Here is a 15,911-nt window from a genome sequence, read left to right on the forward strand (position 1 = left end):
CTTTCCCCCTCCCCTTCTCCCCTGTGTTACACTGCCTGCCTGTTTTTTGTCAGGTGCATGCCATGAAACGAGAACTTGCCATAGAATTTTCCCGCGTCACCGAGGCCGCCGCGCTGGCGGGCTATAACTGGTTAGGACGCGGAGATAAAAATGCGGCTGACGGCGCGGCCGTTAACGCCATGCGTATCATGCTGAATAAAGTCGATATCGACGGTCAGATTGTGATTGGCGAAGGGGAGATCGACGAAGCCCCGATGCTCTATATCGGTGAGAACGTGGGAAGCGGCCAGGGCGATGCGGTGGATATCGCGGTGGATCCCATTGAGGGAACGCGTATGACCGCCATGGGTCAGGCCAATGCGCTGGCAGTGCTGGCGGTTGGTGATAAAGGCAGCTTCCTGCATGCGCCAGACATGTACATGGAAAAGCTGATTGTCGGGCCGGGGGCGAAAGGGCATATCGATCTGAACCTGTCGCTGGAAGAAAACCTGCGCAACGTCGCCAGCGCGCTGAACAAGCCCCTCAGCCAACTCACCGTCACCATTCTGGCGAAACCGCGTCACGATGCGGTGATTGCTCAGCTTCAGCAGCTTGGCGTGCGCGTCTTTGCCGTCCCCGATGGTGATGTTGCCGCTTCTATTCTGACCTGCATGCCGGACAGCGAAGTTGACGTGCTGTACGGGACTGGCGGCGCGCCGGAAGGCGTCGTCTCTGCTGCCGTGATCCGCGCGCTGGATGGCGATATGCAGGGGCGTCTGCTGGCGCGTCACCACGTGAAAGGCGACAGCGAAGAAAACCGCCGCATTGGCGAGCAGGAATTGCAGCGTTGCGCGCAAATGGGGATTGAGGCGAATCGGGTGTTAGCGCTTGCGGAGATGGCGCGTAATGACAATGTGATTTTCGCCGCCACCGGCATTACCAGTGGCGATCTGCTGAAAGGCATCACCCGTCAGGGCAATATCGCCACCAGTGAAACCCTGCTTATTCGCGGCAAATCGCGCACCATTCGCCGCATTCAGTCGATTCACTACCTCGACCGCAAGGATCCGCAGCTACATCCGTTTATCCTGTAACCGTCTGGTTGCCGCTTTCCGGATGACGGGAGAGCGGCCACCAGCAGAGCAGCATCACCAGCGCAGTCAGGAACATCAACATGCCGAGGCTAAACTGATCGCGTTGCGGCAGCTGGGCTGACAGCCAGGCCACCAGCCCGGAGCCAAGGTTCTGCAGGCCGCCAAGCAGCGCCCCGGCACTGCCCGCCAGCCAGGCGTAAGGTTCCATCGCACCGGAGGTCGCCAGCGGAAACAGCATCCCCGCCCCAAAGAAAAACAGCGCCGCCGGCACCAGCAGCGTCCAGATATTCATCACGCCAAACCAGGCCGGTAGCCACATCAACACGCCAGCCAGCAGACAGCTGTTTACGCCATACCACATCAGGCTGTGCCAGGATTTATGATCGCGTCCGGCAAACCAGGCGCCAAAAAAGGCCGCCGGAATCGGCAAAATAAACAGGATGCTGACCGTCAGCGCATCCAGTCCCAGTACGCCGCCCAGCAGTACGCCACAGCTCGCCTCAAACACGGCGATGCCCGCCAGCGCACCAATCAGCAGCAGCAGGTAACGAAGAAAATTGCCGTCGCTCAGCAGCGTGGCGTAGCGGGATAAAAAGGGCTTCACGGTCACCGTCTGCGGGCGGGTTTCCGGCAACCAGCGCGCCATGGCGCACGTTACCGCCAGGCAGAGCAGCAACAGAAAGACGAAACAGGCGTGCCAGCCAAACAGACGTGTCAGCAACGCACCGATTACCGGTGCCAGTAGCGGACTGACCAGAATGCCCATATTCAGCAGACTATTGGCCTGGCGCAGCGCGCCGGCGGAGTAGAGATCGCGCGGCATGGTGCGCGCCATGACGCCAGCGACACCGGTTCCGGCACCCTGAATGGCGCTGCCCAGTACCAGCTGGTCAAGGGTGGTGGCGAAGATTGATATCAGCGCGCCCAGGCTGAAAATCGCCATACCGATAAGGATCACCGGGCGACGGCCCGTACTGTCCGACAGCGGCCCGTAAATCAGCTGTGAACCGCCGTAGGTGATCAGATAAGCCGCCATCACCCGTTGCATGACGCCATCGCGGACATTCAACGCTTCAGCCATGCTGGCCATAGCGGGGACATAAATGGTCTGCGCCATCTGCCCTACCGCCACCAGCACGATAAGCATTACCAGCAGATGCCGGTTTTCCAGTTTATTGATCATGAGTTATCGGAACGTTTTCAGTAAAAAGCGAAACGGCAACAGCCAGACGGCGGCAGCCCAGGATGGCGCAAAAAATATCAGGATTCGGTGACAAAGCGAGGTATCAGCACGAATGCATCAGGCCGTTGACGTCAAGTTTCTGCACCAGAAGTGTAAAGGTTGAACTACAAGCTGCTACTGTGTAAGGCGAGCCGCGTTTGTCGATAAGAGCCTTTATCCGCCGTCGCGCTGGAAAAAGCGGCCCGCTATGGCGAAGATAGCAACAAGCCTGAAAAATCAGTAATGAAGGAGAATGGCATGGCTGACTGGGTCAACGCACACGTAAAGGAAGTGATCAACTGGACCGACGCGCTGTTCAGCCTTCGGGTACAGGCGCCTGTCGCCCCTTTTACCGCAGGCCAGTTCGCCAAACTGGCGCTGGAGATTGACGGCGAACGCGTACAGCGCGCTTACTCCTACGTTAATGCGCCGCGGGATGAGAATCTGGAGTTTTATCTGGTCTATGTGCCGGAAGGCAAACTCAGCCCGCATCTGATGGCGTTACGCCCCGGCGATCAGGTGATGGTCACCCGGGACGCGTCCGGTTTCTTTGTGCTGGATGAGATCCCCGACTGTAAAACCCTGTGGATGCTGGCTACCGGTACGGCCATCGGCCCCTATCTCTCTATTCTGCAGCAGGGGGAAGGACTGGAGCGCTTCGAAAATATTGTGCTGGTACACGCTGCGCGTTATGCAGCCGATCTCAGCTACCTGCCGCTGATGCTGCAACTGCAGCAGATCTATAACGGCAAATTGCATATCCAGACAGTGGTCAGTCGGGAAGAGGCGGCGGGATCCCTGACAGGGCGCATTCCGGCGCTGATTGCCAGCGGTGAGCTGGAACAGGCGGTCGGCCTGCCGATGGAGGCGGACAGCAGCCACATTATGCTGTGCGGGAATCCACAAATGGTACGGGATACCCAGCAGCTGCTGAAAGAGACGCGAGAGATGCGTAAACATCTGAAACGTAAGCCAGGACATATTACCAGCGAACACTACTGGTAAATCGCGCCCCCGCACCGCGCCTGACGCTGCCTCGTCCCGGGGCGCGTCGCCTTAACCCCTTTATTCCGGAGAGAAAAAATTACCTGGCGGGGTTTTGACTTTGGCGGGTAAAAAACGTTCTAATTTAGCGTTAATCTTACTGGTCAGGGCCACTGTAATGAAGAATTTGCCAGGCGCGTTGTTGTTGAGTCTGCTGCTGAGCGCACCGGCACTGGCTCTCGATGCGCAGCCGCAGGAGGGTGCCGCCACTCTGCCTACCGCGCCCTACTTGCTGGCGGGGGCCCCCACTTTTGATATGACCATCGCCCAGTTTCGCGAAAAATATAATGCCGCGAATCCCGACCTGCCGTTACTGGAGTATCGCGCCATTGAGAATCGCAACGATAAAAGCCATCTCACGCGTGCCGCCAGTAAAATCAATGAAACGCTGTATGCCTCCACGGCACTCGAATATGGCACCGGGAAAATCAAGACGCTGCAGATTACCTGGCTGCCGTTGCCCGGCCCTGACGAAGCGATTACCCGCGAACGGGCGCTGGCCTATATGACGGCGCTGCTGCGCTTCTTTTCGCCTGGCCTGACGCCGGAAGAGTCGCGTGAAAAGGTAGATGAGCTGCTGAGTGCCGGTAAAGGTTCGCGCTATTACGCCCGTACGGAAGGGGCGCTGCGCTTTGTGGTGGCAGATAACGGCGAGAAAGGGCTGACCTTTGCGGTTGAACCGATTAAGCTGACGCTTGCCGCGCCCTGATAAGCACGGCAAAAGTGACGAAAAGCAAAGCCATCAATACATTTGATCTCTATACTGTCAGGCAGACAACGCTGCCTGTGGGCAGGGCTATTTTAACGAATCGCGTTACGCGGAGGATATGATGCGACATCCATTAGTTATGGGTAACTGGAAACTGAATGGCAGCAAACAAATGACCAACGACCTGATCGACGGTCTGCGCAACGCGCTGTCCGGTGTTGACGGTTGTGGCGTGGCCATTGCGCCGCCGGTGATGTATCTCGATCAGGCGAAGCATGCAGTTTCCGGAAGCCATATCGCGCTGGGCGCGCAGAACGTGGACGTCAATCTTTCGGGTGCGTTTACCGGTGAAGTCTCTGCTGAGATGCTGAAAGATGTGGGTGCGAAATACATCATTATCGGCCACTCCGAGCGCCGCACCTACCATAAAGAGAGCGACGAATTTATTGCGAAGAAGTTTGCCGTGCTGAAAGCAGCTGGCCTGGTGCCGGTACTCTGCATCGGTGAAACCGAAGCGGAAAATGAAGCGGGCAAAACCGAAGAAGTTTGCGCGCGTCAGATCGATGCGGTACTGGAAAGCCAGGGCGCAGAAGCCTTCCGTGATGCGGTCATCGCTTATGAGCCGGTCTGGGCTATTGGCACCGGCAAATCTGCCACCCCTGCGCAGGCGCAGGCTGTGCACAAGTTCATCCGTGAGCACATTGCAAAAAAAGATGCCGCTATCGCTGAACAGGTCATCATCCAGTATGGCGGTTCTGTGAATGACAAAAATGCGGCCGAGCTGTTTACCCAGCCCGATATCGACGGCGCGCTGGTTGGCGGCGCTTCGCTGAAAGCGGATGCGTTTGCCGTGATCGTGAAAGCGGCGGCGGAAGCGAAAAAAGCCTGAGTCGACGGAGACAGGCAAAAAGGCGACCTACAGGTCGCCTTTTTTATGCGCTTATGCCGCTACCTGCAACATAAGGCAAAAAAATGCCGGTCAGTATGCACCAACCGGCAAGATCTTCTCAGGCGCACACTGTATACCTGAGAGGGGACATCATCAGAAGTTGTAGCTCGCCGTCACAGAGAAGTTACGCGGCTCGCCGTAAACGATATCGCCTTCGATATTGGTATCATACTTTTTATCGAACAGGTTATTCAGGTTGCCCTGTATCGCCAGGTTTTTATTAACCTGATAGCGGCTAAACAGGTTCACCAGCGCATAGCTGCCCTGCTCCGCATACAGCGTGCCGTTGCCTTCCGGCCCACTTTGTTCACTCCAGACATGGGTCTGCCAGTTGATGCCGCCGCCCACGCTCAGCGCCTGCAGGGTCGGTACGCGGTAAGTGGTGAACAGCTTCAGCTGCGTGCGCGGCAGTTGCGGATTCACCGCCGTGCCATCACGCTCTTCAGCGATATAACGCGTACCACCAAAGGTCATTTGCCAGTTATCGGTGATAGCGCCATTCAGTTCAAATTCGATACCGCGGCTGACGGTGCCGTCTTTAGCCACATAGGCATTCTCTTGCGTGCCGGGAATAATCCTTCCGGTATCTTGCCCTACATTATCCAGCTCGGTGCGGAACACCGATACCGAGGCGGTCAGGCGGCTGTTAAACCAGTCCGATTTCACCCCGGCTTCGTAGTTTTTCCCGACGACCGGTGACAGATAACTGCCGTTGATATCGCGATAGGACTGCGGCTGGAATACTGAGGTATAGCTGGCGTAGGCTGACCAGCTTTCATTGATGTCATACACCAGACCGCCATAAGGGGTGATGTTGTTCTTTTCCAGATCGTTGGTCAGGGTGTCTTTGTTCCAGCGCGTATAACGTGCGCCAAGGATCAGGTGCAGCGGATCGCTCAGCGAAATGCGCGTCGCCATATAGGCGGACTTCTGACGCGTCACATCCTGCTGCGCCAGACTACGCGGCGCCCAGTCGGTTTCCGGATACTGAGCGTTGTATTGATTGAAGTCGCCCAGCTGGGCTGGCGAGATGTTTTCCCATGCGCTGTAGTAGGTGTTGCGCTGTTTGCTGTAGCTGACGCCTGCCATCAGTTCATGGGTGCGACCAAACAGCTGATAAGGACCGCTGGCAAAGGTATCGACCGCATCCACTTTACGCTTGCCGGTGTTATAGCCAGTACCCGCAACAACCGGATAATTTGCATAAGGCGAAACGCCAATACCGGTGGTTTTATCAAAGAACCCATCCACATAAAGCATTTTACTGTCGAGGGTGGTGATGTTATGGGTGCCGTTCAGCGTCCACTGCCAGCCGTTATCAAATGACTGCTCCAGACGGGCAAAGACCTTTTTGCTCTCTTTGTTGTTATAAGCCCAGTCCGGCGCGGTGTTAAAGCCGCGACGATAATCGGTCTTGCTGCCGTCACTGTACCAGCGCGGTAAGCCGCCCCACATTGGGCTGTCGGCATTGGTCTCCTGATACTCGTAACCCACGGACAGCGTGGTATTATCCGTCAGGTCAGCATCGATCACGCCATAGAGGAATTTTTTATCGGCGCCGTAACGCTCCACAAAGCTGTTATTGTCCTGATAACCGGCCACCAGACGGCCACGCAGATTGCCCGACTCGGTCAGCGGCGACTGCACATCCGCCACATAGCGCTGCTTGTTCCAGCTGCCGTAGCTGGCAGAAAACTCACCGGCCGCTTCGCGGCTATCAGCGTGCTTGCGAATCAGGTTTACCGCCGCAGAGGGGTTACCTGCCCCGGTCAGCAGGCCGTTCGCACCGCGCACCACTTCAATACGCTCATACAACGCGCTGTCGGTTTGCGAATCGCCCAGGTTCCACTGGCTTTCAAAGACGGTGGGAATACCGTCAACCATATAGTTATCAATCAGAAAGCCGCGCGAATAGTAGGTTTTACGATCCATGTCCGCCGTGCTTTCCTGAATCCCGGTGGTGTTATTCAACACCTGCCCCAGCGACTGCAGCTGCTGATCCTTCATGCGCTGCTCACTGATGATGCTGACCGACTGCGGAACATCGCGCACCGTAGAGAGTAATTTGGTACCTGCGCGCGTCACCGGCACGCTGTAATCCGTTTTGCTGTTATCCGCTGCGCTATCATCAGCAGATGCGCTTACTGTAAGGGTCTGATTATCGCTTGCGGCAGGGGCTTCTGCTGCCCAGGCGCAGCCTTGCGCAAACGTGGCCGCGATAACACTTGCCAGAAGTGAGAAACGAAGAGGTGTGTGGTGGGCACCTGCCGCCGCCTTTATGTCTGATCCCCGGACGCGCAAACTATCAAGAGCCATTATTAAGCCTCATTTGTTTTTTGTTTTTTACTGTTCACTACGCGCGTCTCGACAGGCGCAACAGCTGCCAGCCCGAATGAGCGCCTGCGGGTAAAACGCAGTTGTAATGTTATTTATAAAGCAAATGAGAAATATACTCATTGGCATTATCGTTGCAAGCGGTGTTACCCAATATTGCGAAATTTTTCCAGCCTTTACGGCTTATAAAAAGAGGGCTTCTGCGGCGGGATAACGGAATGCGTTTTGCTGGGTGGAAATAAAAACGGCCAGCATGATAAACAGGCTGGCCGTCAGACAGAAGACAGGGTGTTTAATCAGGTTTCATGACCTTATCGTAGGTGCCGCCATCGGCAAAGTGCGCTTTCTGCGCTTGTGCCCAGCCACCAAATTTATCAGCAATGGTGAACAGCTTAACCGGCGCAAAGGTGCCTGCGAATTCCTTCATGACCTCAGCATCACGTGGACGATAAAAATTCTGTGCGGCAATGGTCTGGCCTTCCACGGAATAGAGGTACTTCAGGTAATCTTCTGCCACCTTACGCGTGCCCCGCTCATCAACCACTTTGTCTACCAGGGAGACCGTGGGTTCTGCCAGGATGGATTCGCTCGGCGTCACAATTTCGAACTGATCTTTACCCAGCTTGTTCACCGCCAGCCAGGCTTCGTTTTCCCAGGCGATTAGCACATCACCAATGCCGCGCTCCACGAAAGTGTTGGTCGCGCCGCGTGCGCCTGAGTCCTGTACCTCTACGTTTTTAAACAGCGCTTTGACAAAAGCCTGAGCTTTGGCCTGGTCGCCATTGTTCTGGTCCAGGGCATAACCCCAGGCCGCCAGATAGTTCCAGCGCGCACCACCGGAGGTTTTGGGGTTTGGGGTAATCACTGAAACCCCTGGTTTAATCAGATCGTTCCAGTCATGGATAGTTTTCGGGTTGCCTTTACGCACCAGGAACACAATGGTGGAAGTATAAGGAGCAGAATTGTCCGGCAGGCGCTTCAGCCAGTTCGGATCGATACGTCCGCGCTCAGCGATAGCATCGACATCAGATTCCAGCGCAAGGGTGACCACATCAGCACGAATACCGTTGATTACCGATGTCGCCTGTTTGCCCGATCCGCCATGCGACTGACGTACCACCACATTATCGCCTGTTTCTTTTTTGTAATGGACACTAAAGGCTTTGTTGTACTGTTCATACAGTTCACGGGTTGGATCGTAAGAGACATTCAGCAACTGGACATCTTTAGCCAGCACGCTGGTTGAAGCCAGTAACAGGGTAAAACCGATACTCCACTTATTCATTGCTTGCTCTCCCGAAGCGGTTATAGAACAAGCGTGACATAAAATTTTCCTGAAATTAAAGAATTAAAAAAAGGTTATTATAACTTTCAGGAATAAAACAGACAAAGAAAAGGCGCGAATCATTTCGCGCCTGAAAAGGATTAGTAGAGTTTTTTGGCGGTTTCGAGCCAGTCGCGTTTAAAGGGGCGCTTCATGTTCTCGATGGCGTCAATGATGTCATGGTGCACCATCTTCTCATTCTGGATGCCGACGCAGCGGCCGCCGTAGCCCTGCAGCAGCAGCTCGATCGCATAGGCGCCCATGCGGGATGCCAGAATACGGTCATAGGCGCAGGGCGCGCCGCCTCGCTGAATATGGCCCAGCACGGTAGCACGGGTTTCACGTTTGGTTTCTGCTTCGATATAGCGCGCCAGATCGTCAATATCACAGATATGCTCTGTGATCGCCACAATCGCGTGTTTTTTCCCTTTCGCAATGCCCGCTTTGATTTCAGAGACCAGCTCTTCACGCGTATAAGGAATTTCCGGCAGTACGATAAACTCACAGCCACCCGCAATCGCCGCCGCCAGGGTTAAATCGCCACAGTAACGCCCCATCACTTCAACGATAGAGATACGCTGGTGGGAAGAAGAGGTATCGCGCAGGCGGTCTATCGCCTCCACCACCGTTTCCAGCGCAGTGAAATAACCGATGGTGTAATCGGTCCCGGCAACGTCGTTATCAATGGTGCCCGGCAGGCCAATGCAGGGAAAACCCATTTCCGTCAGGCGCTTAGCCCCCATGTATGAACCATCGCCGCCGATGACCACCAGCGCATCAATACCGCGCTTTTTCATATTCTCGATAGCGATCTGGCGTATTTCCTCGTTGCGAAACTCCGGAAAACGGGCCGAGCCGAGAAAGGTGCCGCCGCGGTTAATCATATCCGAGACACTGTAGCGGTCGAGATTGATCATGCGGTCTTCATACAGTCCCAGATAGCCGTCATAAATACCAAAAACTTCCAGTCCTTCACTGAGTGCAGAGCGCACAACTCCGCGAATGGCTGCGTTCATGCCCGGGGCGTCGCCGCCGCTGGTCAGTACACCGATTTTTCTGATCATGACAACCTCTGGATTGTTCAAAACTAAGGGTTAATCCTGCCTGTCGAGCGCCGTATGAGTCAGATTTACGATAAGCGCGACATAAGATGGCAGATAGTATATCAAAGCGCTGGTGCTGAATTGATTCAGGTCAGACAAGTTTCCGCTAATTCATTTTCTACCGCTACATTTTGTTAATTTTTTAGCGCAAATTACTACCGGCACCCGTTTAAAACTGATAAAAATGTTCGCGCTCAGCCGCGACAACGGAACAGGGATCCTGGTGAATAATCACATCGGAACCTGGAAATCGCTGCCGTAATGCCTGTTCAACCTGATCGGCCACCTGATGGGCCTGTACCAGCGGCAACTGGTCATCCAGTTCCAGATGCAGCTGAATAAATTTGGTCGGACCTGACTGCCGCGTGCGTAGATCATGCGCCCCCTGCACGCCTGGCCAGTTGGCCACTATCGCCATAATGCTTTGCTGCTCCTCTTCCGGCAAGGCGCGATCCAGTAATGACTGTACCGCCTCATAACCCATGCGCAAGGCGTTATAGAGAATAAAGACGCCGATACCGAGGGCGAACAGCGCATCGGCGCGTGGAAAACCGTAACTGCTCAGTGCCAGCGCAGCCAGAATGGCACCATTCATAATGATGTCCGACTGATAATGCAGCATATCTGCCCGGACAGCCTGACTCCGGGTTTTATGCACAACCCAGCGCTGGAAGGTCACCAGCATTAAGGTGATAAACAAGGAGATCAGCGTAATGACGATACCCACTAACGGTGCCTGCAAAACATTGGGTGTCGCCAGATGTTGAAGCCCCGTCAGGAACAGAAATAAGGCGGAGCCAGAGATAAACATACTTTGCGCCAGCGCAGCGAGCGATTCGGCTTTGCCGTGACCAAAAGTATGATCGGCATCTGCTGGCTGCAGGGAATAACGTACTACCAGCAGATTTGTCAGTGAAGCGGCAATATCCACCAGTGAATCAACCAGCGCAGCCAGCAAACTCACTGACCCGGTATACCACCAGGCGAAGATTTTCACCAGTAACAGCAGAGACGCTATAAAGGTGGCAGCCAGGGCCGCGCGTTTAACCAGTTTGCCATAGGATGAGTGCATGCCACGATCCGGTAAAAGGGAGATTCACAGAGCCACAGGCTTGTGCATAACAGGGAACCAGTAAATAAAGTTTACCACCTTCAGGTGCATGACGTATAAATCCGCTGTTACGCGTTGTCCTGATTAACGATGTGCAGAAAAAACAAACCCCGGCCTCTGCAACAGAGGTCGGGGCTCAGGGCTTCCTGTTAATCAGAAGCCTTATATCATCAGATTTGCGTTAATCAGGATGACTTACGGCTGTTCTGGCCGCCTTTTTTACCCGCTTCAGAGGCTTTTTCGCGGTCATTAGCGAAGTTACCGCCACTGGCTTTGCCGCCTTTTTTGCCAGCCTCAGAAGCTTTCTGTTTATCTTCAGCGAAATTACCTGAACCACCACGATGTTCTGCCATAACTTACTCCGTTGAGTGTAAACGTACTGGATTACATGATGTGGATAATAAACCTTTCTTTCCCGGGATTTATCGCCATCCTTGCTGCGACACTTTTAATTGTAGAAAGAAAATCTTATTACGCCAGTTTTACCGGCAAACAAATAATCTTAATTAACATATTGATTTTATTTGATTTATATAATAAAAATAATATTGTAAAATACTATGAAACAAAATTACATAAATAACCGCCTCGCTTGTCAGAAGCCTGATTCTTTCCAGAGCGACATCGCCTCAATAAAAACAAATAAAACAAAAAGTTATTTCCCGCCACATTAAAACGCAACGGGAAAATTGATTTATTTAACTGTTTGTTATTTAAGACAGCAAAATTTTATTAATTGAACCTGACAATTCAGACCGTTATGGGCAAAGTGTCAGAAAAGTCGATCTGCGCACTCGCTGGCGGCCGCAGAATGATTTTCTGCCGGGTTCCCGCCGTAAAATGGGCAAAAAAAACCCCGCTATCATAGCGGGGGAAGACAGGGATGGTGTCTATGGCAAGGAAAACAGGGATACTACGTTACTGGTTACTACTGGTGCTACTCACTGCTTGCAGCGGTGATGGTGGCTGCAAATTTGCCAGCTTGCGCAATTCATTGATGCGCCGCTCGTAATTCTTCTGTAATGTCGCCTGCTGGGCGGGCGTTAACAGGTGATACATCTGGTTCCGCACACGCGACATAATGACCTGTTGTTCTATCTGCGCCTGCGCCATTTTTTCGGCCAGGTCGCGAATCGCCGCTTCATTGAAGGCGTCGGCAGTGACCAGATCATGCATCTTTTCAAAATCCTGAATATCTGTCGCGGGACGTTCATGTCGCGCCTGTTGCATCAGGTCTCGCATTTGTTGTCGCTGATGCTCAGTCAACTCAATGCCATCAAACATGTGGCTTTGCGGATTTTGCGTCATACTGCCTGTCGTCAATCCACCGTTCTGATGCATCTCGTCAATCGTCGTCGTGTCTGCTGCTCCAGCGCTGGCGTGACCAAGAACCATCGCTGAGGCAATGACGACGGCGGTTAAGTTGCGCATCGTTTACTCCCAGTTCGTTCCGTTTTGCGATTCTACAAATCCAGTGTACGGGGACAGCTGCAAACATCCGTCAGGGGGTGTAAAACTACGTAAAGCGTTGGATTGGCAATATAGGTTCACGGTATTTTGCCTGCGGAGGGCAATAAAAATGAATAAAATCCTGTTGGTTGACGATGACCGCGAATTAACGTCGCTTTTAAAAGAACTGTTAGAAATGGAAGGTTTTGAAGTAGTTGTCGCCAGCGATGGCGAACAGGCTCTGAACCTGCTGGATAACTCTATTGACCTGCTGTTACTTGACGTCATGATGCCGAAGAAAAACGGCATTGATACGCTGAAAGAGCTGCGTCAGCAGCATCAGACGCCGGTGATTATGCTGACAGCACGCGGTAGCGAGCTGGATCGCGTGCTCGGGCTGGAACTGGGTGCTGATGACTATCTGCCCAAGCCTTTTAACGATCGAGAACTGGTGGCGCGTATCCGCGCTATTTTGCGCCGCTCCAACTGGAGTGAACAGCAGCAACTGCACGATAACAGCTCACCGACTTTAGAAGTGGATTGTCTGCGGCTGAATCCGGGCCGTCAGGAAGCGAGCTTCGATAACGAGACGCTGGATTTGACCGGCACGGAATTTACGCTGCTCTATTTACTGGCGCAGCACCTGGGCCAGGTGGTTTCCCGTGAACATCTCAGCCAGGAGGTATTAGGCAAGCGTCTGACGCCTTTTGATCGCGCTATCGATATGCATATCTCCAACTTGCGCCGTAAGCTGCCTGAACGCCGTGACGGCCACCCCTGGTTTAAAACGTTACGTGGCCGTGGATACCTGATGGTTTCGGCATCATGATTGGCAGTCTGACTACCCGCATCTTCGCCATCTTCTGGTTGACGCTGGCTCTGGTGCTGATGCTGGTGTTAATGGTGCCGAAACTCGATTCACGCCAGATGACCTCGCTGCTGGAGAGTGAGCAGCGTCAGGGGGTGATGATTGAACAGCATGTCGAAGCGGAGCTGGCAGAAGATCCTCCGAATGATTTGATGTGGTGGCGCCGGCTGTTTCGCGCCATTGACAAATGGGCACCGCCGGGGCAGCGTCTGCTGCTGGTTACCAGCGAAGGGCGCGTTATCGGTGCGCAGCATAATGAAATGCAGGTGATCCGTAACTTCATCGGCCAGTCCGATAACGCCGATCATCCGCAGAAAAAGAAATATGGTCGTGTTGAGCTGGTTGGCCCCTTTGCCGTACATGACGGTGAGGATAACTATCAGCTCTATATGATTCGCCCCGCCACCAGTTCCCAGCTTGACTTTATCAACCTGCTGTTCGATCGCCCGCTGTTGCTGCTTATCGTAACCATGCTGATTAGCTCGCCGCTGCTGTTGTGGCTGGCCTGGAGCCTGGCGCGTCCGGCGCGTAAGCTCAAGCATGCTGCCGACGAGGTCGCCCGCGGCAATCTGCGTCAGCATCCGGAGCTGGAATCGGGGCCGCAGGAGTTTCTGGCGGCAGGTTCGAGCTTTAACCAAATGGTTAGCGCGCTGGAGCGGATGATGACGGCGCAACAGCGTTTGTTGTCAGATATCAGCCATGAGCTGCGCACGCCGCTGACGCGCCTGCAACTGGCGACGGCCCTGTTGCGCCGCCGTCACGGTGAAGGCAAAGAGCTGGCGCGTATTGAAACGGAGGCGCAGCGCCTGGATGGCATGATCAACGATCTGCTGGTGCTGTCACGTACGCAGCACAAAAATGCACTGGTCAGCGAAGCGATGAAGGCCAATCAGCTGTGGAGTGGCGTGCTGGAAGACGCGCGCTTCGAAGCGGAACAGATGGGGAAAAAGCTCGATATCCCCTATCCCCCTGGCCCCTGGCCCTTATATGGCAACCCGCATGCGCTGGAAAGCGCGCTGGAAAATATTGTCCGTAACGCCCTGCGCTACTCCCATTCCCATATCAGTGTCAGTTTTTCTGTCGATATCGAAGGCATTACCGTGCATGTCGATGATGATGGTCCTGGCGTCAGCGCAGAAGATCGCGAGCAAATTTTCCGTCCCTTCTATCGCACCGACGAAGCCCGCGATCGGGAATCGGGCGGCACCGGACTGGGCCTGGCCATTGTGGAAACGGCGATTCAACAGCATCGCGGCTGGGTCAAAGCGGATGACAGCCCGCTGGGCGGCCTGCGTCTGACGCTCTGGCTGCCGCTGTACTCCGCACGGTAATAATTTGCTATGCTTCGGCCCTCGCTATCGGGGGCCTTATGTTGAACATTGTTTTATTTGAACCAGAAATCCCACCCAATACCGGCAATATTATTCGTCTGTGCGCCAATACCGGTTTCCAGCTGCATCTGATTGAGCCGCTGGGCTTTGCCTGGGATGACAAGCGCCTGCGCCGGGCCGGACTGGATTATCACGAATTTACCGCGATTAAACGACATGCTGATTATGAGGCGTTTCTGTCGACAGAGCGCCCGCAGCGCCTGTTCGCCCTGACGACCAAAGGCACGCCTGCCCACAGCGCGGTAGCTTATCAATCGGGCGATTATCTGATGTTTGGTCCGGAAAGCCGCGGTTTGCCCGCCGTTATTCTCGACGCGCTGCCCGCCGGGCAGAAGATACGTATTCCGATGAGACCGGAAAGCCGCAGCATGAATCTGTCTAATGCGGTTTCGGTTGTGGTCTATGAAGCCTGGCGCCAGCTTGGCTATGCTGGCGCGCTGGTAAAAACTTAAATCCCGTCGCCAAACACGAAACCGGGAATGGTGCCGTTAAAGTGCTGATCCATATCCATTGCCGGTTTATCACTGGTGGGCTTGCCAACGATACGCGCAGGCACGCCAGCAGCCGTGGTATGCGGCGGCACCGGCTGCAGCACCACAGAGCCAGCGCCAATTTTCGCGCCACGGCCCACTTCGATATTGCCGAGGATCTTGGCACCCGCGCCAATCATCACGCCTTCACGAATTTTCGGATGACGATCGCCGCTGGTTTTGCCGGTTCCCCCCAGGGTGACCGATTGCAGGATCGACACATCGTTTTCCACCACGGCGGTTTCACCGATCACAATGCCGGTTGCATGGTCGAGCATAATGCCGCGGCCGATACGTGCTGCCGGATGAATATCGACAGCAAATGAGACGGAAATTTCATTTTGCAGATAGACCGCCAGCGCGCGGCGTCCCTCATTCCACAGCCAGTGACCGATACGGTACGCCTGCAGGGCATGGAAGCCTTTCAGATAAAGCAGCGGGGTAGAATATTTGTCGACCGCCGGGTCGCGCTGGCGCACCGCCTGAATATCGTAAGCGGCGGAGGCAATCATAGAAGGATCCTGGCGATAAGCCTCTTCCACAATCTCGCGAATGGCGATAGCGGGCATAATGGCATTCGCCAGTTTATTGGCCAGCATATAACTCAGCGCGCTGCCAAGATTTTCGTGCTTGAGCAATGTCGCATGATAAAAGCTGGCCAGCATCGGTTCACAATCTGCCAGTGCCCGCGCTTCTGCTTTGATATTACTCCAGACCAGTTCTAACTCTTCTGACGACATTGCTGTATTCTCCCGAGAAAATAGCGCCGACGATAGCGCCACAGGTAATTACGCCGAGCTTCCC

15 protein-coding genes are annotated in these 15,911 nt (G+C 54.3%); 7 read left to right on the plus strand and 8 right to left on the minus strand.

The window, feature by feature from the left end; translation table 11 throughout:
* Nucleotides 1–62 precede the first annotated feature (62 nt).
* On the plus strand, nucleotides 63–1,073 hold the full coding sequence (gene glpX, locus E0E17_RS06530) for a class II fructose-bisphosphatase (RefSeq protein WP_130832651.1): 1,011 nt from the start codon (nucleotides 63–65) through the stop codon (nucleotides 1,071–1,073).
* Here glpX and emrD read toward each other — a convergent pair.
* Nucleotides 1,063–2,256: a multidrug efflux MFS transporter EmrD gene (gene emrD, locus E0E17_RS06535; RefSeq protein ID WP_130832652.1), complete on the minus strand. Its 1,194-nt coding sequence runs from the start codon at nucleotides 2,254–2,256 to the stop codon at nucleotides 1,063–1,065. The genes glpX and emrD overlap by 11 nt on opposite strands.
* Nucleotides 2,257–2,553: 297 nt before the next feature.
* Here emrD and fpr point away from each other — a divergent pair, with 297 nt between their 5' ends.
* The 3 genes from fpr to tpiA all read left to right on the plus strand — a co-directional run bounded on the left by fpr (nucleotide 2,554) and on the right by tpiA (nucleotide 4,937).
* Complete coding sequence (gene fpr, locus E0E17_RS06540) at nucleotides 2,554–3,300, plus strand: ferredoxin--NADP(+) reductase (RefSeq protein WP_130832653.1); 747 nt, start codon at nucleotides 2,554–2,556, stop codon at nucleotides 3,298–3,300.
* A gap of 157 nt (nucleotides 3,301–3,457) precedes the next feature.
* Nucleotides 3,458–4,048 carry a DUF1454 family protein gene (locus tag E0E17_RS06545; protein WP_130832654.1) on the plus strand — a complete coding sequence of 197 codons (591 nt, stop codon included), beginning with the start codon at nucleotides 3,458–3,460 and terminating at the stop codon, nucleotides 4,046–4,048.
* 121 nt (nucleotides 4,049–4,169) lie between these two features.
* The gene (gene tpiA / locus E0E17_RS06550) at nucleotides 4,170–4,937 is read left to right on the plus strand and encodes a triose-phosphate isomerase (RefSeq protein ID WP_130835475.1); all 768 of its coding nucleotides are present in this window, start codon (nucleotides 4,170–4,172) and stop codon (nucleotides 4,935–4,937) included.
* A gap of 153 nt (nucleotides 4,938–5,090) precedes the next feature.
* Here tpiA and fhuE read toward each other — a convergent pair whose 3' ends face one another.
* The 6 genes from fhuE to cpxP form a co-directional block, all read right to left on the minus strand.
* Nucleotides 5,091–7,313: a ferric-rhodotorulic acid/ferric-coprogen receptor FhuE gene (fhuE, locus tag E0E17_RS06555; RefSeq protein WP_130832655.1), complete on the minus strand. Its 2,223-nt coding sequence runs from the start codon at nucleotides 7,311–7,313 to the stop codon at nucleotides 5,091–5,093.
* Between the two features lie 310 nt (nucleotides 7,314–7,623).
* The gene (locus E0E17_RS06560; RefSeq protein WP_130832657.1) at nucleotides 7,624–8,616 is read right to left on the minus strand and encodes a sulfate ABC transporter substrate-binding protein; all 993 of its coding nucleotides are present in this window, start codon (nucleotides 8,614–8,616) and stop codon (nucleotides 7,624–7,626) included.
* Between the two features lie 140 nt (nucleotides 8,617–8,756).
* Nucleotides 8,757–9,719: a 6-phosphofructokinase gene (gene pfkA, locus E0E17_RS06565; RefSeq protein WP_130832660.1), complete on the minus strand. Its 963-nt coding sequence runs from the start codon at nucleotides 9,717–9,719 to the stop codon at nucleotides 8,757–8,759.
* 208 nt (nucleotides 9,720–9,927) lie between these two features.
* Nucleotides 9,928–10,830 (minus strand): CDF family cation-efflux transporter FieF, encoded by a 903-nt coding sequence (gene fieF, locus E0E17_RS06570; protein WP_130832662.1) that lies wholly within the window; start codon nucleotides 10,828–10,830, stop codon nucleotides 9,928–9,930.
* Nucleotides 10,831–11,054: 224 nt separating this feature from the next.
* The gene (locus E0E17_RS06575; protein WP_130832664.1) at nucleotides 11,055–11,222 is read right to left on the minus strand and encodes a con-10 family general stress protein; all 168 of its coding nucleotides are present in this window, start codon (nucleotides 11,220–11,222) and stop codon (nucleotides 11,055–11,057) included.
* A gap of 565 nt (nucleotides 11,223–11,787) precedes the next feature.
* Complete coding sequence (gene cpxP, locus E0E17_RS06580; protein WP_130832666.1) at nucleotides 11,788–12,300, minus strand: cell-envelope stress modulator CpxP; 513 nt, start codon at nucleotides 12,298–12,300, stop codon at nucleotides 11,788–11,790.
* A 148-nt stretch (nucleotides 12,301–12,448) separates the two neighbouring features.
* Here cpxP and cpxR point away from each other — a divergent pair, with 148 nt between their 5' ends.
* The 3 genes from cpxR to trmL are packed head-to-tail and all read left to right on the plus strand — an operon-like array spanning nucleotide 12,449 to nucleotide 15,029.
* Nucleotides 12,449–13,147 (plus strand): envelope stress response regulator transcription factor CpxR, encoded by a 699-nt coding sequence (gene cpxR, locus E0E17_RS06585; protein WP_130832669.1) that lies wholly within the window; start codon nucleotides 12,449–12,451, stop codon nucleotides 13,145–13,147.
* Entirely contained in the window at nucleotides 13,144–14,517 is a 1,374-nt protein-coding gene (cpxA, locus tag E0E17_RS06590) for an envelope stress sensor histidine kinase CpxA (protein WP_130832671.1), read from the plus strand. The genes cpxR and cpxA overlap by 4 nt, the downstream gene beginning before the upstream one ends.
* 38 nt (nucleotides 14,518–14,555) lie before the next feature.
* Nucleotides 14,556–15,029, plus strand: coding sequence for a tRNA (uridine(34)/cytosine(34)/5-carboxymethylaminomethyluridine(34)-2'-O)-methyltransferase TrmL (gene trmL / locus E0E17_RS06595; protein ID WP_130832673.1), 474 nt, complete (start codon nucleotides 14,556–14,558; stop codon nucleotides 15,027–15,029).
* Here trmL and cysE read toward each other — a convergent pair.
* Nucleotides 15,026–15,847: a serine O-acetyltransferase gene (gene cysE / locus E0E17_RS06600; RefSeq protein WP_130832675.1), complete on the minus strand. Its 822-nt coding sequence runs from the start codon at nucleotides 15,845–15,847 to the stop codon at nucleotides 15,026–15,028. The two genes, trmL and cysE, sit on opposite strands and share 4 nt — an antisense overlap.
* Between the last annotated feature and the right edge of the window lie 64 nt (nucleotides 15,848–15,911).

The sequence above is a fragment of the [Erwinia] mediterraneensis genome (assembly GCF_900604315.1).
In the GTDB taxonomy this organism is placed as follows: Bacteria; Pseudomonadota; Gammaproteobacteria; order Enterobacterales; family Enterobacteriaceae; genus Pantoea; species Pantoea mediterraneensis_A.